Annotated in this window: 19 protein-coding genes; 4 read left to right on the top strand and 15 right to left on the bottom strand. The window is 35.3% G+C overall.

Translation table 11 applies throughout. The features are described 5' to 3' along the window. Nucleotides 1–65: 65 nt before the first annotated feature. The gene (locus tag ABY905_RS01165; RefSeq protein WP_372639578.1) at nt 66–386 is read right to left on the bottom strand and encodes a hypothetical protein; all 321 of its coding nucleotides are present in this window, start codon (nt 384–386) and stop codon (nt 66–68) included. 157 nt (nt 387–543) lie between these two features. Between ABY905_RS01165 and ABY905_RS01160 the strand changes: the two genes are divergently transcribed. After that, nucleotides 544–2,088 carry a hypothetical protein gene (locus ABY905_RS01160; protein WP_372639577.1) on the top strand — a complete coding sequence of 515 codons (1,545 nt, stop codon included), beginning with the start codon at nt 544–546 and terminating at the stop codon, nt 2,086–2,088. Nucleotides 2,089–2,407: 319 nt separating this feature from the next. Here the strand turns inward: ABY905_RS01160 and ABY905_RS01155 are convergent, their stop codons facing one another. The 4 genes from ABY905_RS01155 to ABY905_RS01140 form a co-directional block, all read right to left on the bottom strand. Further along, complete coding sequence (locus ABY905_RS01155; RefSeq protein ID WP_372639576.1) at nt 2,408–3,682, bottom strand: TonB family protein; 1,275 nt, start codon at nt 3,680–3,682, stop codon at nt 2,408–2,410. A gap of 1 nt (nt 3,683) precedes the next feature. Next, nucleotides 3,684–4,055: a BlaI/MecI/CopY family transcriptional regulator gene (locus ABY905_RS01150; RefSeq protein ID WP_372639575.1), complete on the bottom strand. Its 372-nt coding sequence runs from the start codon at nt 4,053–4,055 to the stop codon at nt 3,684–3,686. A 168-nt stretch (nt 4,056–4,223) separates the two neighbouring features. Beyond that, a complete protein-coding gene (locus tag ABY905_RS01145) occupies nt 4,224–4,910 on the bottom strand; it encodes a response regulator transcription factor (RefSeq protein ID WP_372639574.1) in 687 nt (228 codons plus the stop codon). 5 nt (nt 4,911–4,915) lie between these two features. Further along, complete coding sequence (locus ABY905_RS01140; protein ID WP_372639573.1) at nt 4,916–6,433, bottom strand: sensor histidine kinase; 1,518 nt, start codon at nt 6,431–6,433, stop codon at nt 4,916–4,918. A gap of 780 nt (nt 6,434–7,213) precedes the next feature. Between ABY905_RS01140 and ABY905_RS01135 the strand changes: the two genes are divergently transcribed. Both ABY905_RS01135 and ABY905_RS01130 read left to right on the top strand, forming a co-directional pair. Then, the gene (locus ABY905_RS01135) at nt 7,214–7,780 is read left to right on the top strand and encodes a hypothetical protein (RefSeq protein WP_372639572.1); all 567 of its coding nucleotides are present in this window, start codon (nt 7,214–7,216) and stop codon (nt 7,778–7,780) included. Nucleotides 7,781–7,900: 120 nt separating this feature from the next. Continuing rightward, nucleotides 7,901–9,802 (top strand): amidophosphoribosyltransferase, encoded by a 1,902-nt coding sequence (locus tag ABY905_RS01130; protein WP_372639571.1) that lies wholly within the window; start codon nt 7,901–7,903, stop codon nt 9,800–9,802. 112 nt (nt 9,803–9,914) lie between these two features. Here ABY905_RS01130 and ABY905_RS01125 read toward each other — a convergent pair whose 3' ends face one another. Together ABY905_RS01125 and ABY905_RS01120 are read right to left on the bottom strand one after the other, a co-directional pair. Beyond that, on the bottom strand, nt 9,915–10,895 hold the full coding sequence (locus ABY905_RS01125) for a GNAT family N-acetyltransferase (protein ID WP_372639570.1): 981 nt from the start codon (nt 10,893–10,895) through the stop codon (nt 9,915–9,917). 193 nt (nt 10,896–11,088) lie between these two features. Then, nucleotides 11,089–11,922, bottom strand: coding sequence for a 1-acyl-sn-glycerol-3-phosphate acyltransferase (locus ABY905_RS01120; RefSeq protein ID WP_372639569.1), 834 nt, complete (start codon nt 11,920–11,922; stop codon nt 11,089–11,091). Between the two features lie 326 nt (nt 11,923–12,248). Between ABY905_RS01120 and miaB the strand changes: the two genes are divergently transcribed. Continuing rightward, the gene (gene miaB, locus ABY905_RS01115; protein ID WP_372639567.1) at nt 12,249–13,583 is read left to right on the top strand and encodes a tRNA (N6-isopentenyl adenosine(37)-C2)-methylthiotransferase MiaB; all 1,335 of its coding nucleotides are present in this window, start codon (nt 12,249–12,251) and stop codon (nt 13,581–13,583) included. Nucleotides 13,584–13,661: 78 nt separating this feature from the next. Here the strand turns inward: miaB and ABY905_RS01110 are convergent, their stop codons facing one another. The 8 genes from ABY905_RS01110 to ABY905_RS01075 all read right to left on the bottom strand — a co-directional run bounded on the left by ABY905_RS01110 (nt 13,662) and on the right by ABY905_RS01075 (nt 22,683). Then, nucleotides 13,662–14,108, bottom strand: a complete 447-nt coding sequence (locus tag ABY905_RS01110) for a GatB/YqeY domain-containing protein (RefSeq protein ID WP_372639566.1) — start codon at nt 14,106–14,108, stop codon at nt 13,662–13,664. A gap of 58 nt (nt 14,109–14,166) precedes the next feature. Then, complete coding sequence (gene ftsZ, locus ABY905_RS01105; protein ID WP_372639565.1) at nt 14,167–15,441, bottom strand: cell division protein FtsZ; 1,275 nt, start codon at nt 15,439–15,441, stop codon at nt 14,167–14,169. Nucleotides 15,442–15,595: 154 nt separating this feature from the next. Then, entirely contained in the window at nt 15,596–16,909 is a 1,314-nt protein-coding gene (gene ftsZ / locus ABY905_RS01100; RefSeq protein WP_372639564.1) for a cell division protein FtsZ, read from the bottom strand. Nucleotides 16,910–17,022: 113 nt separating this feature from the next. After that, nucleotides 17,023–18,273: a cell division protein FtsA gene (ftsA, locus tag ABY905_RS01095; protein WP_372639563.1), complete on the bottom strand. Its 1,251-nt coding sequence runs from the start codon at nt 18,271–18,273 to the stop codon at nt 17,023–17,025. 4 nt (nt 18,274–18,277) lie between these two features. Then, entirely contained in the window at nt 18,278–19,006 is a 729-nt protein-coding gene (locus ABY905_RS01090; protein ID WP_372639562.1) for a cell division protein FtsQ/DivIB, read from the bottom strand. Beyond that, nucleotides 19,000–20,376, bottom strand: a complete 1,377-nt coding sequence (gene murC / locus ABY905_RS01085) for a UDP-N-acetylmuramate--L-alanine ligase (RefSeq protein WP_372639561.1) — start codon at nt 20,374–20,376, stop codon at nt 19,000–19,002. Before murC ends, ABY905_RS01090 begins: the two co-directional genes overlap by 7 nt. A 44-nt stretch (nt 20,377–20,420) precedes the next feature. Continuing rightward, entirely contained in the window at nt 20,421–21,524 is a 1,104-nt protein-coding gene (murG, locus tag ABY905_RS01080; RefSeq protein WP_372639560.1) for an undecaprenyldiphospho-muramoylpentapeptide beta-N-acetylglucosaminyltransferase, read from the bottom strand. Then, nucleotides 21,511–22,683: an FtsW/RodA/SpoVE family cell cycle protein gene (locus ABY905_RS01075; RefSeq protein ID WP_372639559.1), complete on the bottom strand. Its 1,173-nt coding sequence runs from the start codon at nt 22,681–22,683 to the stop codon at nt 21,511–21,513. The genes murG and ABY905_RS01075 overlap by 14 nt, the downstream gene beginning before the upstream one ends. Nucleotides 22,684–22,685 lie beyond the last annotated feature (2 nt).

Raw genomic sequence — 22,685 nt, 5'->3', positions numbered from 1 at the left:
TAGCTATTATTTTAAAAGCTATAAGCTTGAAAAGTAGATTTATTGATATTTTAAATATTTTCTTTCTATAAAATACTATCAGCTGGAAGTCCTTCGAAACAAGATCTAAGCGTTTTAAGACGTTTATTAAAATTAACAGACTGATATTCCGTTGCTTGTTTTGATGAGAATTTTGCATCCAACTCTGATCTAAAAACAGTCATTTCTTCTTTGCTAATTAATTGCTCAACCATTGTTAGTCCTTTGTTGATATCCTGATTCAGAATTACTGATAGCTTATCTAAGACCATTTTATGAAGAGATTGTTTCTGACTTGTGCAGATTGAATCATATTCAATCTCATTAGTTAAAACAGGTTTGCCGAATTTTATTAAATTTGAATGCATATCCTATGTTGCTTACTATGTTGATTTGAAAAACGACATGAATGTAGCACATAGCTTAGGCTCTGGAAAATCACTTTTGTGAGTTATTTCCGAAGTTCAAAGTTCGTTTGTGCGATAAATAACTTGTTTATTAGTTAGATACAGAAAAAAAACTACTATGTCTAAGCATCAAATTGAACCCTTATTTCAGCTTATAAAATCGATGACTAAGTCGGAAAAGAGGAATTTTAAACTTTACGCAAATCGAATAGGTGGCGGAAAAGAGAGTAAATTTATTCAGGTTTTCGACTCTATAGATAAGATGGAGACTTATAAGGAAGAACTCATTATGAAACGAGCTAAGGATATCAAGCTGGCTCAACTTCCCAATCTGAAAGCTCATCTTTACAAGCAGTTGTTAACGAGTTTACGACTCACTCAGGTGAACCACGATATTACTATAAGTATTCGTGAGCAGATTGATCATGCGAAAGTATTATACAACAAAGGCTTGTACCAACAAAGTTTACGAATGTTGGAAAAGAGTAAAGTTTTAGCTGAGAAATATGAGCGGAAACTACTTCAATTGGAAATTGTCGAATTTGAAAAGCTGATTGAGTCTCAGTATATCACCAAAAGTATGGAGACCAGAGCTGATGAAATTACTGCAGAATCTGAAGGACTTAACCTAGAGATGGGAGGAACCATTTATTTCTCCAATATGTCTATTCGCTTGTATGCACTATACCTTAAGGTAGGGTATGCCCGAAACGATAAGGATCTTTTGATGGTTAGAGAGTTCTTTAATGCCAATATCCGATCGGTTGATATGACAAAATTGAGCTTTTACGAAAGGCTGTACCTCTATCAATCCTACGTTTGGTATTACCTGATTATTCAAGATTTTCTGATGTGCTATAAGTACGCACAAAAATGGGTCGATTTATTTCAGATGAATCCTGATATGATTACGAGCCAGTGTGATTTGTACCTTAAGGCATTGAATAATGTTTTGGTTGCCTTATTCTATACCAATCATCTAAGTAAGTTTAAGAAAAATCTGAAAATTCTGAAGAATCTTGAAGATGCCGAACAGGTGAAGGCGAATTCTAACCTTTGTATTTTGCAACAGCAGTTTTCCTTTATACACCAAATTAATCGGTATTTTATGGAGGGGCAATTCAGGGCTGGCACTTCGATTGTTCCAAAAATTGAAGCTTTTATCGAAGCCAATAAATACAGTTTAGATAAGCATCGAAATTTAGTCTTTTACTATAAAATAGCCTGCCTTTACTTTGGATGTGGTGAATACAGAGAGGCAATTAAATACCTGAATAGAATTATTGAGGAGAAGGATACTTCACTCAGAACTGATATTCATTGTTTTGCTCGCATTCTGAACCTGATTAGTCACTATGAATTAGAACATACCGATCATTTGGATTATCAAATCAGATCGACTTATCGCTTTTTGGTTAAGATGGAGGATTTGCAAGAAGTGCAAAAATATATTCTTCGTTTTATCCGACGATTAAGTGGGATCAGCCCTGATCAGTTGAAAAAAGAGTTTATTAAATCGCGACACGATTTAATGCAGTGGGTAAATGATCCATTCGAAAAGCGTGCTTTCCTCTATTTGGATTTAATCTCCTGGTTAGATTCAAAAATTGAAAAACGACCTGTGCAGGATGTGATTATGGAAAAGGCTAGAAAGAATAAATAATAAAAAGGGCTCTCAGATTAATTCTCTGAGAGCTCTAAGTATAGGATGATATGTTGTTGTGATCGTTATCTTCAGTAATTAATAGATATCTGTAATCCCCGGAACCTGGTGGCCTCACCTGCAATACAAGTTGGTATCCCCGGAACCTGGCGGCCTCACCTGCAATACAGGTTGTCATCCCCGGAACCCTGCGGCCTCACCTGCAATACAAGTTGGTATCCCCGGAACCTGGTGGCCTCACCTGCAATGCAAGTTGGCATCCCTAGAACCCTGTGGTCTCATCTACACAAATTGAGAGATACGACACTATCGCTGATATCTATTTCAGAGCAAAATTGATTGGTATAGTATATTCTACACTTACAGGTTGACCTCTTTGCTTGCCAGGTTTCCATTTTGGCATTTTGCTGATTACTCTTATAGCCTCCGCATCTAGAGAGGGAGAAGCACCTCTAGCTAATTTTACACGACCAACAACACCATTTTTATTAACCACAAAATAGATGTAGACTTTTCCTTCGATACCATTTTCCTGAGCAATTTTTGGATATTCGACATTCTGATTTACCCAAGTTAGTAGAGCTTTTTCCCCCCCAGGGAATTGAGGCATTTCGTCAACAATGACAAAAAATATCTCTTCATTGTCAGTTTCAGATTTTGTTAGAGCTTGATCTGTTTTTGTGATTGTAATAAGTTCTTCTTCCATTGGAACCTGAGTTTCGGATGTACACTTCAAATTCAGTGTTAAAGCAATTGCAATTGCAGGTATTACTAACAGAAGCTTAAATATTCTGTGTTTTGGTGTATTGGTTTTCGTCATCATTATCATTCGTTTTTTAGTAATAGAGCAATTAAAGTTATTGGCCAGGCCCATCACTTCAACTCCCATTATTTGGTTTAAAATACTCGCTTGATATTGTCCAATGTTACAGCCTTGCGCAATAACTCCTTCATCAGCCAACAATTCATGCGTTTGTTTTATGGCACGCTCAAACAGCCATGCAAAAGGATTAAACCACAATAAAATTGTTGTTAATTCCACCAAAAGCAGATCGATCCAATGCTTTTGTTCTACATGTACTTTTTCGTGTGCTATAATATTTCTAAATGATTCTGTATTATAATCTTTATCACTAATTACAATTTTCCCCAGGAAAGAAAAGTTTGGAGTGTCCTTATCGACTTTTATTAATTTTTGTCCTTCATATTCGTCTTTAGGGTTATTTCTGATAATCCTCTGAGTTTGGCTTATTCGAATAATAGATTTTAGGAATAGGATGAGACAAATAAAGGTGTAGAAGCCAACAGTGAATTGAGTTAATGAGATGTTCTCTAATAAGGCGTTTGTATGACTTCCTTTAGCAGTTAGATTGATGGCGTTAAGAAGCAAAACAATGTTTGAGCTATTGGCAGCTTCAGTGACTTCAAAATTCATCTTGATTAGAGGTAAAAAGAAAGCCATTAGTAGAGATGAGGCTAAGTAAAGTCTGATTCCCTTATAGAATTTTTCATCTTGTAAAAAGAAATGATAAACCCCATAGAACAAAGCTAAAGCAGCTGATGATTTCAGTAGGTAAATATAAAACTCATTCATATCACTTGTCTTTATTGATTTCTTTTTTAGTCATCTCAATCATATCTTCCAAATCGGAAATACTTAAGTTGTTTTCCTTAGCAAAAAAAGATGCCATTTTAGAAAATGATCCATTAAAGTAGTCCTTTAGTAAACTTCCCATTTGGTGTCCCGAATATTCTTCTTTAGTAATCTGAGGGATAAATAAATGTGTTTTCCCTTGTGGTACTTTAGTCACGAAACCTTTCTTTTCTAAAACTTTTAAAACCGTTGCAACAGTTGTATATGCGGGCTTAGGTATGTCAAACCTATCAACAATGCTTCTTACATTGCTTTCGTTTAGGTCCCATAATATCTGCATCACCTGTTCTTCAGCTTTTGTCATTTGTTTCATACTATACTCTATTTATTGCAATTATAGATTTTGAATTCACTGTCTACTACAAATATAGTAGAATAAATATTAACAACAAAGCTTTCTACTATTTTTATAGTAGAAAGGCGGTATAAAAAATCCCCAAAGTTTTTGCTTTGGGGATTTCTTATCGAATTATTATTTTAATTACATGATCAGTTTATAACCTTTACCATGAACATTTATAATTTCGATTTCAGTTTCTGGTTTAAGATGCTTACGAAGTTTAGTAATATAAACATCCATGCTTCGTGCATTAAAATAGTTATCGTCTAACCAGATGGTTTTAAGCGCGAAATTACGCTCTAATACTTCGTTTGCATTTTTGCAAAGTAGCTTAAGAAGCTCCGACTCTTTTGTGGTTAGTTTAATCGTTTTGTCAGTATCGTGAAGCAATTGTTTTTTAGAATCGAAAAGGAAACGACCAAGTTTGAATTCTTCCTGCTTATTTTCCGACTTCCCTCCAGCTCTTCTTAATACAGCTTCGATACGAACCAAAAGCTCTTCCATACTAAAAGGCTTGGTCATATAATCGTCAGCTCCAATTTTGAAACCTTCCAGTACATCATCTTTCATCGATTTTGCTGTAAGGAAGATGATTGGAATTTCAGAGTTGATCAAACGAATATCCTTGGCTAAAGTAAAACCATCACGGTGAGGCATCATGACATCGAAGATGCCAATATCAAAAGGGTTTTTTAAAAATGCATCGTATGCCTTATCTCCATCTTCGCATAGTGTTGTGTCGTAGCCTTTAGCTACTAAATATTCTTTAAGCAAAAGGCCGAGATTTGCATCATCTTCAGCCAATAAGACTTTAATTTCTTTTTTCATAATGTCTATTTTTTAAATGGCAGGTATACTTCAAATTTTGTGCCTTTCCCAAGGCTACTATCAACACTAACATGTCCGCCGTGAGCATCGGCAATTCTTTTTACATAGGATAAACCTAATCCAAAGCCTTTCACATCGTGAACATTTCCAGTATGTACTCTAAAAAAACGTTCGAAAATCATTTTTTGATCTTCGTTTGCTATTCCAATACCATTATCGGTAATAGATATCACAATTCCTTTATCTTTATTTCTTGTGCTAATACTTATCTCAGGTACGTCTTTGCTATATTTTATGGCATTGTCCAGTAAGTTTGAAATAAGGTTTCCTATATGAATTTCATCTAGCATGACTAGATCTTCTCTGGCATCAAGATGTTGATATGTATTACCCTTTTTGTCTTCAACTCTAATTGTGAAGTTAGGCATTAGATTCTCAATTATATGATGAAGATTAATAGCTTTCAATTTTAATTTTAAACGGCCTTCGTTAAAAATGGCCATTTGTAATACTTTCTCAATCTGATAAGTCAATCGACGACTTTCATCATTAATGATCTTTGCCATATGATCAATACTCGATGCTGTTGTTGTTACAGAGCTGTCTCTAAGCATCTGAGAAGCTAATGATATTGTCGAAATAGGGGTTTTAAACTCATGAGTCATATTATTGATGAAGTCGTTTTTAATTTTAGATAAACGCTTCTGTCTAAATATGATGTAAATTGTAAAGGCACAGCACAGAATCAGGATTAATGATAATATCAATGAAGGTATTAACATGGTATACGACTGGATGATGTACTTATGCATCCCAGGAAAAAAGATGTTTATGTAATGTGAATTTTTGAATGAATCGTTAGGGAATAGTTGTTTGGAGTATTTTTCTTGCTGTTTGTATTTGAAGTAATCTTTCGATTTTTTCAAAAAGATATTATTGGATAGAATAGCAAACTCAAAATCTAATTTAATACCATTATTCTTCAGTTTTTCTTTAATCAGTTTGTGTATTGAATTCAAGTCAATTCGCTCCTTTAGAGGCATGTTCATACGAGCCATACTTGTTGCAAGAAAGGAAGTTTGAAATTGATATCCCATTCTGTTTTTAGGGAATTGATATCGAGAATCTTGAGCTTTCTTTAATAATTCGTTAAAACTTTTTGAGTTGAGCTCTGTTTCTTTTGTGGATAGGATTTTACCTTCTTGATAGTAACTAACTGCAGCCGTTGGATGCTTGTCAGGATTTGCTGGAATATCAATTGTGTAACTGAGACTATTTATTTTTTTATTCCTTTTTAAACTATTAGGAATTTGATTACTGCTTGTGCCTTCGAGGATACTCTTGGCTTCGTCATCAGATTCCATCTCTGAAACAACCTGATCAAGAGCTTTGCTCACCGTAAGTATAAACTGATCTTCTTTAATTTTTGCTGTAGACTGATAGTATTTGATCTGAATTAAGATCAATCCGCATAAGGATATCGCCAAAACGATTGTTACTAACCATATGTATTTTTTACTCATAGATACAAATATAGAAAAATACTAATGTGCTCGTTCATGCTTAACAATCTTTAACGGAGGAAGAAAGCTTTGAAGTATCTCTGATCTGTAAATTTTTAGTGTTATTTATTTCAAAGAGGATGTTTTTAACCTTGATAAATTAAAGAAAGATAGTTTTTGCCTATTAATACGTAAGAGTAAATGTTTGAGTGTTTATGCTCTTTACTAATATAAATTAGACTATTTGTTAAAAGATTTTAGTTTGATTGATAATATGTTATAGGACATTTTGTCTTATTTTTCATCATTATAATGTTGAGTTTAATTTATAGGTCTTATTTTTGCGCACGAAGATTGAATCCTTGGAATCGATCTTCAAATTTTGGTTAATAGTTAGAAGAAAGGATGGTTGTGGTTACCATCCTTTTTCTTTTCCCCTAGTTGTATAAAATCAAATCAGCAGTTCTATCAAAAATAAGTACACACTCCGCTTTTATTCCATATCTATAAATACCTTAATTAATGCTAAAATTTCAGCATTGGATTATTTATATAAAAGCCTAACTATCCCCTAACATATTCATATTAAGGTGTGTGTTAATGTTCCCATTTCGAATGTTATCATGTTGAAAAGGAGAAATCTTATCAATCGTTAAATAATATTTGAAGCTAGATAAATTTGATTATTTTTGAGATCTATTCTGAAAATATTAATAGTGTTGATACTCAGTTGTATTTGTATGATACTTGTTTGAAATATAAAAGGATAGAGTAGTCATTAGTTTTGGAAACACATATCAAATGAAACATCTTTTTTCTTTACTCACTTTTGTATTTGCTTTTTGTATCACATCAGTGCATGCACAAGTGTATGATGCAAGTCAAAATGTAGATTCTCTTGATCAGCAAATTCAAGAAATAATTCGCGTGAAAAAGACGAAATTTTATGAAGGGGATGTTGAGTTTCTAGAGAGACTTAGGCAAAAGGATGAGGGACAAGGACAGGTAAGAATTATACAGGATTATAGAATTGATGATTTACTTAAAATTGATAGATCTGAAAATTCAGTAACTCCCGGTTTTTATGGATGGAGAATTCAAGTGTTTTCTGGAGGAGGTCGTGATAGAGAAAAAGCTGTTTTTATAAAAAATGAACTTGAAGAGAGATTTCCTAATGATAGAGTTTATCTTAAATACCATGCTCCAGATTTTCGAGTTCTCATTGGGAATTTCAGGACCAATTTAGAGGCTGTTTATTTATATAAAGAATGCTTGAAGTTATATCCTAATAGTTACATTAGGAGAGATCGTATAGATTTGGTTGACCTTGAAATGCAGGAAAAAAATGAGATTGAAGAAATAGAATAATATTGAACTGCTTGGATGACTCTAAGCGGTTTTTTTTTTATTGAAAAAATTATAAAGGAAATTGTAAATTTGCCTTTTCAGAGATAAGAAAGTACTAAATAACCATTATAATAAATCGAAATGAGTGATCAACTTAAACACGAGTGCGGAATTGCATTAGTCCGTTTGCGTAAACCTCTTGAGTATTATCAGGAAAAGTATGGGACTTGGCAATATGGAATTCAGAAGCTTTGTCTTTTGATGGAAAAGCAGCATAATAGAGGACAAGAAGGAGCAGGAGCCGCTAGTATAAAAATCGATCAAAAGCCTGGAACGAAATATATTCATCGTCATCGCTCAAATGGTAATCAGCCAATAAAAGATGTTTTCGATAGTATTTATGGTGATTTGGCAACTGTACGTGCTACCAATCCAGAGAAATTTGAAGATGCTAAATGGGCAAAAGAGAATGTGCCTTTTGCAGGTGAAGTTTACTTAGGACACCTTCGTTATGGAACTTTCGGTCGTAATAGTATCGATTTTGTTCATCCTGTAAAGCGCGAAAACAACTGGCGTTCTCGTAACCTTGTATTAGCAGGTAATTTTAACCTGACTAATGTTGATGAGCTATTTGATCTATTAGTTTCATTAGGTCAGAGCCCTACTGATTATACAGATACAGTAACTATTCTTGAAAAAGTTGGTCATTATCTTGATGAAGAAAACCAACTTAAATTCAGACAATATAAAAATGAAGGTTATACTTCTCAGGAAATATCTCCACTAATCGAGGATAATCTTGATGTGCAGAAAGTACTTTCTAATGCTTCTCGTGATTGGGATGGTGGATATGCTATTGCGGGTATGTTTGGACATGGCGATTCATTTGTAATGCGCGACCCTTGGGGGATTCGTCCAGCTTTCTATTATCAAGACGATGAGATTGTAGTCGTTGCTTCAGAGCGTCCTGTTATTCAAACTGCTTTGAATGTAAGAGCTAGTGATATTAAGGAAATCGATCCAGGTAAAGGTTTAATCATCCGTAAGAACGGAGACGTTTCGGAAGTATCTATTCGTGTTCCGGAAAAAAGAAGATCTTGTTCTTTTGAGCGTATTTATTTTTCAAGAGGATCGGATAAGGATATATATCTTGAGAGAAAGAAATTGGGTGAATTATTGACCCCAGCCATTCTTGACAGTATCGATCATGATATAAAAAATTCTGTGTTCTCATTCATTCCAAATACAGCGGAGACTGCTTTTTATGGTATGATGGAAGGGGTGCGTAATGAACTGATGGAAGTTAAAAAACGCAAGATTCACGATTTGAATGGTGAATGGACCGAGGAAAAATTACAAGAGATTATTTCTGTAGAGCCTCGTGTTGAGAAAATTGCTGTTAAAGATGTTAAGCTTAGAACTTTTATCTCGGGTGATGAAGGTCGTGATGATTTAGTTGGTCATGTTTACGATGTTACTTATGGTATTGTTCGTAATGGTGTTGATAACTTAGTTATTATTGACGATTCAATTGTTCGCGGAACAACACTTAAGAAAAGTATCTTAAGAATCTTAGATAGACTTCATCCTAAGAAAATTGTGGTTGTGTCATCTGCACCGCAAATTCGTTATCCTGATTGTTATGGAATTGATATGACAAGAATGGGCGATTTCTGTGCCTTTAATGCCGCCATTGCATTGCTTAAGGAAAGAAATATGGAGAATGTTATCGATGAGGTTTATCAGAAATGTAAGGCTCAAGAGAACTTACCTAAGGAAGAGGTGATGAATTATGTAACTGAGATTTATAAGCCATTCACCCCTGAAGAAATTTCTGATAAAATTTCTAAACAATTAACTCCTGATAATATGGAGGCTGAGGTTAAGATTGTTTTCCAAACTGTTGAGAATTTACACGCTGCCTGTCCTGAGAATAATGGTGATTGGTATTTTACGGGTGATTATCCAACTCCGGGTGGAAACAAAGTAGTGAATACATCATACATTAACTATGTTGAAGGAAACACTAAGAGAGCTTATTAAGCTATAAGATGATGTGTGAGTTAAAGATTCCTCACACATTTTCATATTTAGAATAAATGAAAAAAGTCATCCAATTGGATGACTTTTTTCGTTTGCGGCAATAAGATATTGCCTAGTGTCTTTTTTTGAAAAGGTGGAAATTCGTTTTTGGAAAGCGAATTTTCAAGAAATTCAAATAAGATGAAATATGACGCTCAACTTTGTTTTCGTATACATCTTCAATAGTAATCATGATACCCGTTTCTTCAACGTCACCAAAGTGTGTATTCACAGCCGTTCCAAAACTTCTCATAGATGGAGACAGGCCCATGTATGCATTAATCAGTGGAGGAATATTTGCACCATTCTCACGAACAATTCTGGATAATATTTTATAGTTCTCTTTGAAATCAACACCGTTATAAGTTGCATCCATTGCAGCAGTATCGGCATCCGTCTTTAGAGGGTTCAATGGCCAGGCAAGTTTATCGGGATCATTAAACATGCGGTTCATAAAATACAGAATGTGGTTGCGAGCCTCAGTATTGAAATGAGGGTACATGGTAACTTTCCCAAAGAAATATTTGATTTCAGGATATTCAACAATAAGAGCTCCAAGTCCATCCCATAAGTTATCTAAGGCATAAAGACTCTTTCTACCTTTTAGTATCGATTGGTATTCTGGCTGAACAAATGAACGTCCTAGTTCAATCATGTTTGGGATGTATTCTTTTTTGAATTCATCTGAAAAATCAAATAATCGCGAAGTCGCTAATTGTAGATCACCTTGTTCGTTAGTGTGAGCCTCTTTACAGATAATATAGCGATAGCCACCTAGTATTTCCTTAGCACTAGGATCCCAGACAATTAGCTGGCGATAAGGTTTTTCATCTAAATCGTAATGATCAATATCGGTTTCTTTACCAGTTCCACCACCAGCTTTTCTAAATGTAATTTCACGTAAACGTCCTACCTCGCGCATTAAGTTTGGCGAGTCATGGTGAGTAAAACAGTAAATTTCGTTTGATCCCTTATTTGTTTTTCTTACAAATCTTTCCTCTGTGAGTTCTTTTTCAAGCAGCTCTCTATCTACTGGTGGGATAATATCTTTCATTTGGTTTCTTTTTTTTGATGGCTACAATTCTAGTATCCTTAAATTAAGAATATTTAAATTTGTTTGTGGTGTATTTCTAGCAATATAAGTGAAATTAAGGATATCTCCATAGCTAATTTTATGTATCGACTAGGATGAAATTTTTAAATCCCCGCAAATATAGTACTTCTTGTGGATTTATGTTTTTATATAATTAGTTAGCAAGATCGTAACATTGCTTATTAATTTTTTCCGCCCATTGATTATGAGTTAGACTACTATCAAGGCTTTTGAATGGGATAGGATCCCCAATTATAATTTTGAATTTCTTGCCTCTTTGTTTGAATAGTTCGTTTACTAAATACAACATTTCGATGTTGGCTTTTAGACCAATAAACTTTCTGAAATTGGCTAAGTTGTAGAAGAAATCTGAATTACGACCGCTGATGTGTATAGGTACAATATCGCGTTGGTGCTTCTTTGCTTTTACGATAAAACTTTTTTTCCACTCAAGATCTTTAATCACTCCCTTTTGTTTTCTGGAAACGAGTCCTGCAGGAAAAGTCAGAATTGTAGATTCAGATAGGTAAGCAGATTCAATAATTTTAGCTGCTTCTCTGGCCTGGCCGCCGTGTTTATTTATAGGAACAAATACCTGTCCCATGTTTTTGATATTCATTAGAATGTCATTAACCAAAAAGCGAATCTTTTTGAAATGCTTTCCAAAAAGACTGATCAGAATAAGCCCATCAGCTCCACCAAGTGGGTGATTTGCAACCAAAAGGTAGCGCTTGTTTTTATCTAATTTTTCGAGCCCAGTAATTTCGTATGAAATTGATAATTCATCTAAAACGGCTTGAGAGAAATTGATTCCTTGTTTATGATGGTTTTTAGAAAGGAAATCATTTAGTTCATCCTGATGGATAATGCGCTTTAAATAAGATATGATGAAGCTAGGGATAAATCTAGCAACTTTTTTGCTTTTACTGGCAAATACTTGTTTGATATCAATTTTCTGAAAATCCGGAGATTTTGATTGGTCTTGCATTTTGAAATAATTCTGAAAATAAGGCTTAGTTATGACTTAACGGGATTAATATATACTTGAATTAAACCCATTAAAGTCAATTATGGCCTAAATATCGGAATTTTATATTGACTTCCTTAAAAAACAGAGGTTCAATCAATATAAAAGTACATTAAGAGTTTTTTTTTCAGGTTAAATGCTTGTGTTTACTGAATCTATATCAAGAGATTTTGTTAGTCTTCAATTGCCATTCAGCTAATAAGATCTATATTTGCGCGTTAAACAAAAGACAATAAGTCTTCCTTCAGTATGGTTGAATGTGGACATTAAGGATAATTGAAAAAACAATGAGCAAAAGCAATAAAAAACTATTCATGGAGACCTATGGTTGCCAAATGAATGTTGCCGACAGTGAAGTAGTCGCTGCCATTATGGAGCACGATGGTTTTGAGAGAACAAATGAACGAACTGAGGCAGATTTGATTTTGGTAAATACTTGTTCAGTGCGTGAGAATGCTGAGCAAAGAGTTCGTGGGAGAGTTCAAGGTTTTAGTGTGTTAAAAAAGAAGAATCCTAAGCTCCTAGTTGGTATAATTGGCTGTATGGCTGAACGTTTAGGCGAAAAACTTTTTGAGCAGGAGAAAAATGTAAACATTGTTGTTGGACCTGATGCTTATATGGATTTACCTTTGTTAGTAAAGAAAGCTGAGAAGGGTGAAAAGGCCATTAATATCGACTTATCATTGACAGAAACTTATAAGGATATTTGTCCTTCTCGTATTGATGAAACAGCTATTTCTGGCTTTGTTTCAATTATGAGAGGATGTAACAACTTCTGTACTTATTGTATTGTGCCTTATACGCGAGGGCGAGAACGTAGTCGTAACTTTGAAAGTGTTTTGAAAGAAGTACACGATTTGGCTTCTAAAGGTTACAAGGAAGTTACTTTGTTGGGGCAAAATGTGAATTCATATCACTTCAAGAATCCGATTTCTGAAATTACTTTCCCGGAGCTTCTGGAAACGGTTGCTAAAGCAGAACCCAATATGCGTATTCGATTTGCAACCTCTCATCCAAAAGACATGAGTGATGATACACTTAAAGTGATGGCTGCTAATCCAAATATTTGCAGGAGTATTCACTTGCCAGTTCAATCGGGTAGTAACGAGGTGCTGAAAAATATGCGTCGTAAATACACTCGCGAATGGTATATGGATCGTGTAGAAGCTATCCGCAAATATATTCCTGACTGTGGTTTAACTTCCGATATTTTTGTTGGATTTCATAACGAAACAGAAGAAGAGTTTCAAGAGACATTAGATTTGATGAAATGGGCGAAGTACGATTATTCTTATATGTTTAAGTATTCGGAGCGTCCTGGAACATTCGCTTATAAAAACCTGAAAGATAATATTCCTGAAGATGTGAAATCGAAGCGTTTGGATCAAATGATTGCCTTACAAAGACAATTATCACTAGAAAGTAATCAGCGTGATATTGGTAAAACTTTCGAGATTTTAATTGAAGGTTTTTCTAAGAAATCGGATCAAGAACTGTATGGGCGTAGTTCACAGAATAAGGCCTTTGTTTTACCTAAAAGGGACCTCAAAGTTGGTGATTTTGTAAAAGTAAAAGCGGTTCGTTGTAACTCCGCAACGATAATAGCAGAGATTATTGAATAAACGACTCTGACAAAATAATATACAAAAGAGGCTGTCAGTATTAATTGACAGCCTCTCTGTTTTATTGAATTTATTCAGCTAGGCAAGTAATGCTTTCACCTTTTCAGCGATCGTTTTTCCATCAGCACGACCTGCTAATTCTTTAGAGGCCATACCAACAACTTTACCCATATCTTTTATAGAGCTAGCGCCAGTTTTTTCAATCAAAAGCTTAATGGCAGCAGTTAGCTCTTCATCGCTAATTTGTGCAGGTAGGTAAGCTTCGATAAAAGACATTTCTTTTAACTCAACATCAGCTAGTTCTTGACGTCCACCAGTTACGTATGTATCAGCAGAATCTTTTCTTTGTTTAGCTAGTTTTTGAACAATTTTCAAAGCATTAGCATCGGCAATTTCTGTACTACCCGTTTTGGTCATTTCAAGCATAAAAGCTGCTTTTACTGCTCTAAGAGCTTGTAGCTTTTCTTTGTCTTTGGCTTTCATTGCAGCCTTTATATCGCTGTTTATTTGTTCTAATAAAGTCATGATGTATCAGGTTATTATATAAAACCGAGTATGATGTTCGGACTTATATAGATTTGTATTAATTATCGAAATCATCCAAGTTGAAGTGGACCACGTTTGTTGTTCTGGAAGGTTCAGTTCGTTGCAAATTAATTTGTTTACGCTTGAATGCAGGTATATCTTCGTTTTCTCGAATTTCAGCCTCATTCATATTACTGGCATCAAGTTTTTCATTTAACTCAGCTTCTTGCTTAGGCATTGGGTCCAATTCCAACTGTAATTTTTGAGTTTCAGTTACCTTAGCTGGTCCTTTACCTCCCTTGAAAGCACTTGGTTTATTGATTATAGCTTGCTGAGGTATTGGATTGTAGTTTTCAGAATCGTCATGTTCAAAACCTGTCGCAATAATGGTTACTGAAATTTTATTTCCCAAAGCTTCATCCTGACCAGTTCCCCATATAATATTACCGCTATCACCTACAGCCTCATAAACGTAATCGGTGATCTCACCAACTTCATCCATTGTTACTTCCTCGGTTCCTGATGTGATATTGAGAAGAATAGATTTTGCTCCTCGAACATCATTGTTGTCAAGTAGAGGAGAGGTTAAAGCTTCACGAATGGCCGTTACAGCTCTTCCTTCACCTTCAGCACTTGCCGATCCCATAACAGCAACACCACTATCAGTCATCACAGTTTTAACATCTTCGAAGTCAACATTGATATAACCATGTAAAGTTATAATTTCAGCAATACCTTTTGCTGCGGTGGCTAAAACATCATCAGCTTTTGAGAATGCTGTTGATAGTTTAAGGTCGCCATATATTTCTGAAAGTTTTCCATTATCGATTACAAGAAGTGAATCGACGCTTTCTTTAAGTTTTCTGATGCCCTCAATTGCTTGGCTAATTCGCTGCCTACCTTCGAATCGGAATGGAATGGTTACAATACCAACTGTTAAGATATTCATATCCTTTGCTGCTTTAGCAATGATTGGTGCAGCACCAGTTCCAGTGCCACCCCCCATTCCAGCAGTAATAAAAACCATTTTAGTATTGTCAGCTAGAACCGCCATTACATCATCAAGGTTTTCGATAGCTGATTGTTCGCCTTTCTCAGGTTTGTTACCAGCTCCTCGTCCTTCAGTTAAAGATTCACCTAATTGAATCTTTTTAGGCACATTACTTTTTGCTAAAGCTTGTGCATCGGTATTACAGATGATAAAATCAACATCTTTGATACCTTGTTGATACATGTAGTTAACAGCATTGCCTCCACCTCCACCAACTCCAATTACTTTAATAATTGAAGCTTCGTCTTCTACTAGGCCAAAATCCATTAATTCCTCGCTCATTAATTTATCTTATTTATCCTCTGTTGGATGTGTGTAATTGTATTTAACGTTTTTGCGCTGCAAAAGTAATACTTAATTATCTATGTCTTAATTTTTATTAGATTTTCTAAGTGAAATTATACTTAGAAAAATAATCTGAATTTCAGATTATAATTTACATTGAGGTATCTTCTGTATCGAATAATGAACCTAGAGTATCTTTGAGCCAACCTGATTTTTTATCTTTTTTCACCTCTTTTGGCTGTGGTGCTACAAAAGAATTATCCGACTTACTTTTATGCTCCTTTTCTTCAATATCTCCACCTATTTCTTCATCATCAAAATATTCCTCAACCATTTCTGTTTGATTAACACTTTTGATTTTAGGAGCAGTTGTTTTTCTTTTTGAATTGTTGGCTTCAGCTTCCAGCATTTCTGGATTTTCGATAATTAACTCCAATTGAGGGGCTTTATTTTGCTCATGTTGTCGAGGTTGAATATTCAATTCTGGAATTGGATTATCAGTGAAACCTGTAGCAATAATGGTTACACTTAATTCATCCTTGCAAGATTCGCTGTAGCCATTTCCCCATATAATATTCACATCATTACCAACAACTGCCTGGACGTATTCGGTAATATCAGTTACTTCAGTCATCGTTGCTTCTTCAGCACCTGAAATAATATTAAGTAAGATATTACGTGCGCCATAAATATTATTGCTGTTTAATAGTGGCGAATTCAGCGCTTGTTTAATTGCTTTTATAGCTCTGTCCTCTCCAGCTAAGCTGGCCGATCCCATGATTGCAACTCCTGAATTACGCATTACGGTTTCAACATCGGCGAAGTCAACGTTTACATAGCCATGAACGGTTATGATTTCAGCAATAGATTTGGCAGCTATGGATAAAACACTATCAGCTTGAGCAAAAGCTTCAGAGAGTTTCAAATCCCCAAACATGCTTCTTAATTTTTCATTATTAATAATCAATAAAGCATCTACATGTTTTTCTAAGTTTTCAATGCCTTCGAGTGCTTGCTGTACACGGCGTTTTCCTTCAAAGAGGAAAGGAATGGTTACAATTCCAACAGTTAATATGTTTTTTTCTTTAGCCAATTCTGCAATTACAGGTGCAGCACCAGTTCCTGTCCCCCCCCCCATACCAGCAGTAATGAATACCATCTTGGTCTTTTCTCCCAAAAGTTTATTGACATCATCTATGCTTTCTATGGCTGACTGGCGACCTTTTTCAGGTTTGTTACCTGCTCCTCTACCTTCAGTTAAACTTTTACCTAATTGTATTTTTAAAGGAATAGGACTATCAACTAGAGCCTGAGCATCGGTATTGCAAATCACAAAGCCAACATCTTTGATACCTTCTTTATACATGTGATTGACAGCGTTACCTCCACCGCCTCCAACACCAATAACTTTGATCATTGATTCCTCTTTTGTCTCAAAATCAACAGGTAGTATATCGTCAATCATAATTTAGGGTTTATATTGTTTTTTATTAATGGACAAATTGATGAGACTTGAATTTGATATGAATATCTAGGGGAATTCAATATTAGCATAAATTTGTCTTTCATATTTTAATATTAGTTATCAAAGATAGTTTCAAAGAAACGCTTTAAACCTCTCTTTTTTGTTTTAGTATTTGCTTGGTTCGAAACGCCATCGCTTGGCTTATGTTGAAGTTTGTTTAAACCATTCAATAATAAACCTATGCTTGTTGCATACATCGGCATATTAATGGCTTCATCAACCTTAATCATAGCTGAAGCATTTGGATAACCAATTCTAACATCTACGCCCAGTTTTTCTTTTGTCAAAACATCAAGGTTTCTAAGCATTGCACCACCTCCAGTAAGTACAATTCCTGCTCCAAGTTTGTCTCCATAAGGTGTCATGTCAATTTGATATTTCACACGATCTAAAATTTCTTCCATACGGCACTGAATAATCTGTGCAACGGTTTTAAATGCAATCTCTTTAGGATCCCATCCACCTGTTTGTGGAATGTTTACCACCTTGTCGCTATCTGCCAATTGCTCAACTGCCTCGCCAAACTGTACTTTTAAAGCTTCAGCTTGTTTTAGTAGGAGATGACAGCCTTCTTTAATATCCTTGGTAACAACATCGCCTCCAAAAGGAACGACAGCTGTATGACGAAGAACACCATCGAAATAAAGTGTGATATCTGTGGTTCCACCACCGATATCAACAAGTACAACACCAGCTTCCTTCTCTTCATGAGTAAGTACTGCAAGTGAAGAAGCTAAAGGTTCAAGAACCAACTCTTCAATATCGATATTAACAGCTTTTACACAGTTTTCTATATTTCTAGCAGACGCCGTTCTTCCAATAATGATATTAAAGTTGCCATCAAGTCTACGTCCAGCCATGCCTAGTGGATCAGTAATTCCCTTATCTTTATCAACCACATAGTCTTGTGGTATGACGTGGAGAATTTGCTCGCCTACTTGAATTGGAATCCTGAAGTTTTCTTTCAGAATAGTATCAATATCTTCTTGAGTAATAATTTCGGAACCGTTTTGAATGTATTTAAACTGGCGATTCTTTAAGCTTCTAATATGCTGTCCGGCAATACCAACGTATGCCTTATCAATTTTAAGGTTTGTATTTTGTTCTAATTTTTCGACCACTTCACGAATGGCTCCAATTGTTTGGTTTATGTTTTGGATAACTCCCTTAACGACACCTGTTGATTTGGTTTTTTCTAATCCCAGTATTTGAAGTTCTCCGTTGGATGTAACTTTCCCAGCAATGGCAACAATTTTAGTTGTGCCAATATCTATCGCCGCTATAATTTCGTTTGTGTTGATCATCCTATTATCTTTTTGTACATACGACCTGATTCTCGTATTTCAAATTTATTTTTTTGTATTTGTTCCAACCCTCTGTTGAAAATCCATTTTTGTATAACGCATAGAGCTTGTCAAATTTCCTTTCGAAATTATCAATTTTACCCATCTCAATTTTCTGCCCACCTACTCTAGGTATTAAAATGTATTCATCATTCGAATCTACATAGATTTGATTGATTTGCGAAGACCAAAATTCATCTTTTGTGATAAAATTGACCAGTGGCATTAAATCCGTTTCAATCGTCTTATCTTTGATGTGGCCAGAGACAACCAAAACCCTTGATGTGTAGTTTGAAGATAGCGGCATTCGCCCACCTTCTTCATCAATATAAAATCCTTTACCCTTTAATAATCGAACAATAGGTTTGCGTTGCTCAATTTCTACATGTAAACAACCCTTTAGTGAGGTGTAAACTTCGGTGTTTTTAGCAGATGGGATTTTATTAATTAAACGTTCTAGATTCTCCTTATTTATGCTAGCTGTATAGTTGCCAATAATATCGGGGTGATTCTTTAATATGAGATTTCTGATATCAGAATCGGATATAAAATGAGTGTTTAAACTATCAATAATATCGATATTAATACCTGTTACAAGCAAGGCATCACTTTTCTTATTCACAAAGGCAAAAGTGAAAATAATGTAGGCTAATAGTGCCAAGGTAATTAATATGGGTTTGATTTTATTTAACATTTTATTCTTTGATTCATAATCTGTTCAATAGGTTCAACGAGCTTGTCAATATCGCCAGCACCCAAAGTTAACAATACTTCTATTTCACTCTGTTTAATTTGTTCAATTAATTCATCCTTAGAGCAGATTCTGCCTTTCTTTTTCATCTTGCTAAGAATTAGATTTGAATCGACACCTTGAATAGGTAATTCTCTTGCAGGATAGATGTCTAACAAGATAAGTTCATCTAATAAGTCTAAGCTTTCAGCAAAACCATCTGCAAAATCACGTGTTCTTGTATAGAGGTGAGGCTGAAAGATTCCTGTTATTTTTTTATCAGGGTAAATGGCTTTAACTGATGAAATACTTTCCCAAAGTTCCTTTGGGTGGTGAGCATAATCATCAATAAAAACCAATTTATCACTTTTAATACGATAGTCGAATCTTCTGCGAACCCCCATGAAATTATTTAGTGCTAAACGAAGTTCTTCATGGCTAATTCCACAGATTAGAGCTACAGCACTAGCAGCAATCGCATTCTCAACATTTATTCGACCCGGATATGAAAGTTTTAAACCTTCGATGCAACCCTTAGGGTGTACTAAATCAAATTGATATAATCCTTGAACTAGCTTGAGGTTTTTTGCATAGAAATCGGCTTCATCCTCTAAGGAATATGAATAAAGATTGATGTCAGAAGGGTTTAGATCTAAGCCTTTTTTATAGACTAAATGTCCACCTTTTTTTATTTGTCTGACGTAATCCTGAAATGTTTTTTCAAGGTCCTCTTTTTTTCCATAAATATCTAAATGATCAGCATCCATAGAGGTAACAACAGCTACTTGTGGGTGTAGTTGAAGAAATGATCGGTCAAATTCGTCTGCCTCTATAACAACCCACGGGCTTGTTTTTGATAGAAGCAGATTCGTGTTGTAATTTCTTGCAATACCACCTAGAAAGGCATTACAATCTAGAGCCGAATTTTTAAAAATATGAGCTGTTAAGCTCGATACAGTCGTCTTCCCATGTGTGCCAGCTATACCAATACCATTCAAAGGATCGGATAAGAAACCCAAAACCTGGGCTCTTTTCATCAAGAGGAAGTCCTCGTTTTTGAAAAATGACAATTGTTCGTGATTGGATGGAATAGCAGGTGTATAAACCACTAACGTTTCTTTTTTATTGAGATAAATCTCTGGGATTTGATCAACGCCATCTTTGAAAATAATACTTATTCCTTCTTTTTCTAATTCACCAGTCAGCAAAGTTTGTGTCTTGTCGTAGCCATACACATTTTTTCCTATAGCTTTGAAGTATCGTGCAATAGCACTCATCCCAATACCTCCAATACCTACAAAATAGATGTTTTTAAAATCCTCTACATTCATCATTTCCCTGCCTATATGTGAATCAATTTAAGTTTTAAAACTTAAACTTATTGCTTAATCATTTTTAATATCTCATCTGCAATTTCGTCTGCAGCATTTGGTTTTGCTAGTAAGGCAATGTTTTTCTCAAGCTTTTCCAGTTCTGAATCTCTATCTAATAGCAATAAGGCTTCTTTAACCAATCTTTCTTTCGCTTCAACATCTGGAATCATCATGGCTGCATCTTGATTAACAAGAGCCATGGCATTTTTAGTTTGATGATCTTCCGAAACATTAGGTGACGGAACCAAAATGCAAGCTTTCTCCACTAAACAAAGTTCAGAAATAGTACCTGCGCCTGCTCTTGAAATAACAAGATCGGCTGCCGCATAAGCTAAATCCATTCGAGCTAAGAAATCTGAAACTTGTACGTTGTCAACATTGGCTTTAGCAAGCTTCTCCTTCATCTCTGTATGGTAGAATTTACCACATTGCCATACGACTTGAATAGCCTTGTCTTTAAAGGCTTCAATGTTTTCTATAATACTCTGATTGATGGTTCTTGCTCCTAAGCTTCCTCCAATAACCAGTAGTGTCTTTTTGCTTCGATCAAGATTGAAAAAACGCTGAGCTTCTGATCTTAGATCCTTTAATTGTATTAGGTCTTTTCTGACAGGATTCCCAGTCATTAAGATTTTATCAGCAGGGAAAAATCGCTCCATACCTTGATAAGCCACACAAATTTTGTTGGCTTTCTTAGCTAATAGTTTATTCGTTATACCTGCGTATGAATTTTGCTCCTGAATTAATGATGGGATACCCATCTTGTTTGCCGCATGTAATAAAGGACCACTGGCATAGCCACCCACTCCAACTACAGCATCAGGTTTGAATTCTTTGATTATCTTTTTAGCCTTACGTAAACTTTTGAATAATCGAGAGAAAAATTTTAAATTCTCTTTGCTGAAATTTCTTTGCAAGCCTCTAATCGGAAGTCCAATTATTTTGTAACCAGCAGCTGGAACTTTCTCCATTTCCATTTTACCATCGGCACCTACAAATAAAATTTCTATATCGTCTTGCTTTGCTTTTAGGGCATTGGCAATTGAAATTGCTGGAAAGATATGTCCTCCAGTTCCACCTCCGCTAACTATTATTTTAATCTTCTGCATGGTTTAATTCTTCTTGTTCTTTAACTGATCGGCTCACACTTAAAATCATTCCTAGTGCTGCACTGGTAAATATCAAAGAGGTTCCCCCCATACTGACCAGAGGCAGGGGTTGACCTGTTACTGGAATTAAATTGACCGAAACGGCCATATTGGTTAAAGCTTGCGCAACAATGCTTAAACTGAGACCAATGACGAGAAACGCGGGGAAAGTTCGATCGCATTTCCGAACTATCAGGCCCGCTCGGTAAATTAGGAAAAGATAGAGTGCCAGAATTCCAAATCCGCCAAACCATCCTAATTCTTCAAGTATAATAGCATAAATAAAATCGGAGTAGGGATGAGGTAAGAAATTCCGTTGGTCACTATTGCCAGGGCCTTTACCTATTATACCACCAGAAACGACGGCTATTTTTGCCTGATCGACTTGATAGTTACGGTCGTTGTCAGTTTTTTTCTCACCCATGCCAGCGAAGTTCAAAATTCGATTCCTCACTGTATGAATACGTCCAAAACTATCTGGTAAGAATGGTGCTATTATTAGTAAGATGATAATTAATCCTAAACCAGCTCCTAAAGTACCAAGAAGGTATTTGGCTGCTATTCGACCTATAAACATGAGCATGAGACAAATGCCTCCTAGCATGGCAGAAGTTGAAAAGTCATCGAGAAAGATGATACCACAAACGACACCAATTGCTGCGATTATTTTCCAGAAAGCTTCTTTTTGACATTCTCTATCTGTCTGGAATTTTGATAGTATTCGTGAGACGAATAGAATTAATGCCAGTTTTGCTAATTCAGAAGGTTGAAAGTTAAAGCCAATGCCTGGAATTGTGATCCATCTGGAAGCTTGATTTAAATTAACCCCAACAATTTTGGCTAATAACAACATACCTATAGCTATGAATAGCCCCATATTGGCCCAACTGGAATAATGTTTATAGGGAATTTTGTGGGTGACCCAAATAATAAAATAACAACCCAGTAATAAGACTAATTGCTTGATGAAAAAATAGGACGTATTTCCTCCTTTAACCTTATAAGCTAAGGTTCCAGTAGAACTGTAGACTACCAAAAGCGAAATGATGGATAGTAGAAATATAATGATCCATATCACCTTATCGCCTTGTAATTTAAAATTACCTGTAAATCGTCCCATTT

Source organism: Ancylomarina sp. (assembly GCF_041555295.1).
In the GTDB taxonomy this organism is placed as follows: domain Bacteria; phylum Bacteroidota; class Bacteroidia; order Bacteroidales; family Marinifilaceae; genus Ancylomarina.
This window is presented reverse-complemented; position numbering and strand designations above follow the sequence as displayed.

What these genes read in the sequence shown, in the direction of transcription:
- ABY905_RS01120 (WP_372639569.1), bottom strand. Translation starts at nt 11,922, where the DNA reads ATGCAAGACCAATCAAAATCTCCGGATTTTCAGAAAATTGATATCAAA.
- ABY905_RS01155 (WP_372639576.1), bottom strand. Translation starts at nt 3,682, where the DNA reads ATGAATGAGTTTTATATTTACCTACTGAAATCATCAGCTGCTTTAGCT.
- ABY905_RS01135 (WP_372639572.1), top strand. Translation starts at nt 7,214, where the DNA reads ATGAAACATCTTTTTTCTTTACTCACTTTTGTATTTGCTTTTTGTATC.
- ABY905_RS01075 (WP_372639559.1), bottom strand. Translation starts at nt 22,683, where the DNA reads ATGGGACGATTTACAGGTAATTTTAAATTACAAGGCGATAAGGTGATA.
- ABY905_RS01130 (WP_372639571.1), top strand. Translation starts at nt 7,901, where the DNA reads ATGAGTGATCAACTTAAACACGAGTGCGGAATTGCATTAGTCCGTTTG.
- ftsZ (WP_372639564.1), bottom strand. Translation starts at nt 16,909, where the DNA reads ATGATTGACGATATACTACCTGTTGATTTTGAGACAAAAGAGGAATCA.
- ABY905_RS01125 (WP_372639570.1), bottom strand. Translation starts at nt 10,895, where the DNA reads ATGAAAGATATTATCCCACCAGTAGATAGAGAGCTGCTTGAAAAAGAA.
- miaB (WP_372639567.1), top strand. Translation starts at nt 12,249, where the DNA reads ATGAGCAAAAGCAATAAAAAACTATTCATGGAGACCTATGGTTGCCAA.
- ABY905_RS01140 (WP_372639573.1), bottom strand. Translation starts at nt 6,433, where the DNA reads ATGAGTAAAAAATACATATGGTTAGTAACAATCGTTTTGGCGATATCC.
- ftsA (WP_372639563.1), bottom strand. Translation starts at nt 18,273, where the DNA reads ATGATCAACACAAACGAAATTATAGCGGCGATAGATATTGGCACAACT.
- ABY905_RS01090 (WP_372639562.1), bottom strand. Translation starts at nt 19,006, where the DNA reads ATGTTAAATAAAATCAAACCCATATTAATTACCTTGGCACTATTAGCC.
- murC (WP_372639561.1), bottom strand. Translation starts at nt 20,376, where the DNA reads ATGATGAATGTAGAGGATTTTAAAAACATCTATTTTGTAGGTATTGGA.
- murG (WP_372639560.1), bottom strand. Translation starts at nt 21,524, where the DNA reads ATGCAGAAGATTAAAATAATAGTTAGCGGAGGTGGAACTGGAGGACAT.
- ABY905_RS01150 (WP_372639575.1), bottom strand. Translation starts at nt 4,055, where the DNA reads ATGAAACAAATGACAAAAGCTGAAGAACAGGTGATGCAGATATTATGG.
- ftsZ (WP_372639565.1), bottom strand. Translation starts at nt 15,441, where the DNA reads ATGAGCGAGGAATTAATGGATTTTGGCCTAGTAGAAGACGAAGCTTCA.
- ABY905_RS01165 (WP_372639578.1), bottom strand. Translation starts at nt 386, where the DNA reads ATGCATTCAAATTTAATAAAATTCGGCAAACCTGTTTTAACTAATGAG.
- ABY905_RS01145 (WP_372639574.1), bottom strand. Translation starts at nt 4,910, where the DNA reads ATGAAAAAAGAAATTAAAGTCTTATTGGCTGAAGATGATGCAAATCTC.
- ABY905_RS01110 (WP_372639566.1), bottom strand. Translation starts at nt 14,108, where the DNA reads ATGACTTTATTAGAACAAATAAACAGCGATATAAAGGCTGCAATGAAA.
- ABY905_RS01160 (WP_372639577.1), top strand. Translation starts at nt 544, where the DNA reads ATGTCTAAGCATCAAATTGAACCCTTATTTCAGCTTATAAAATCGATG.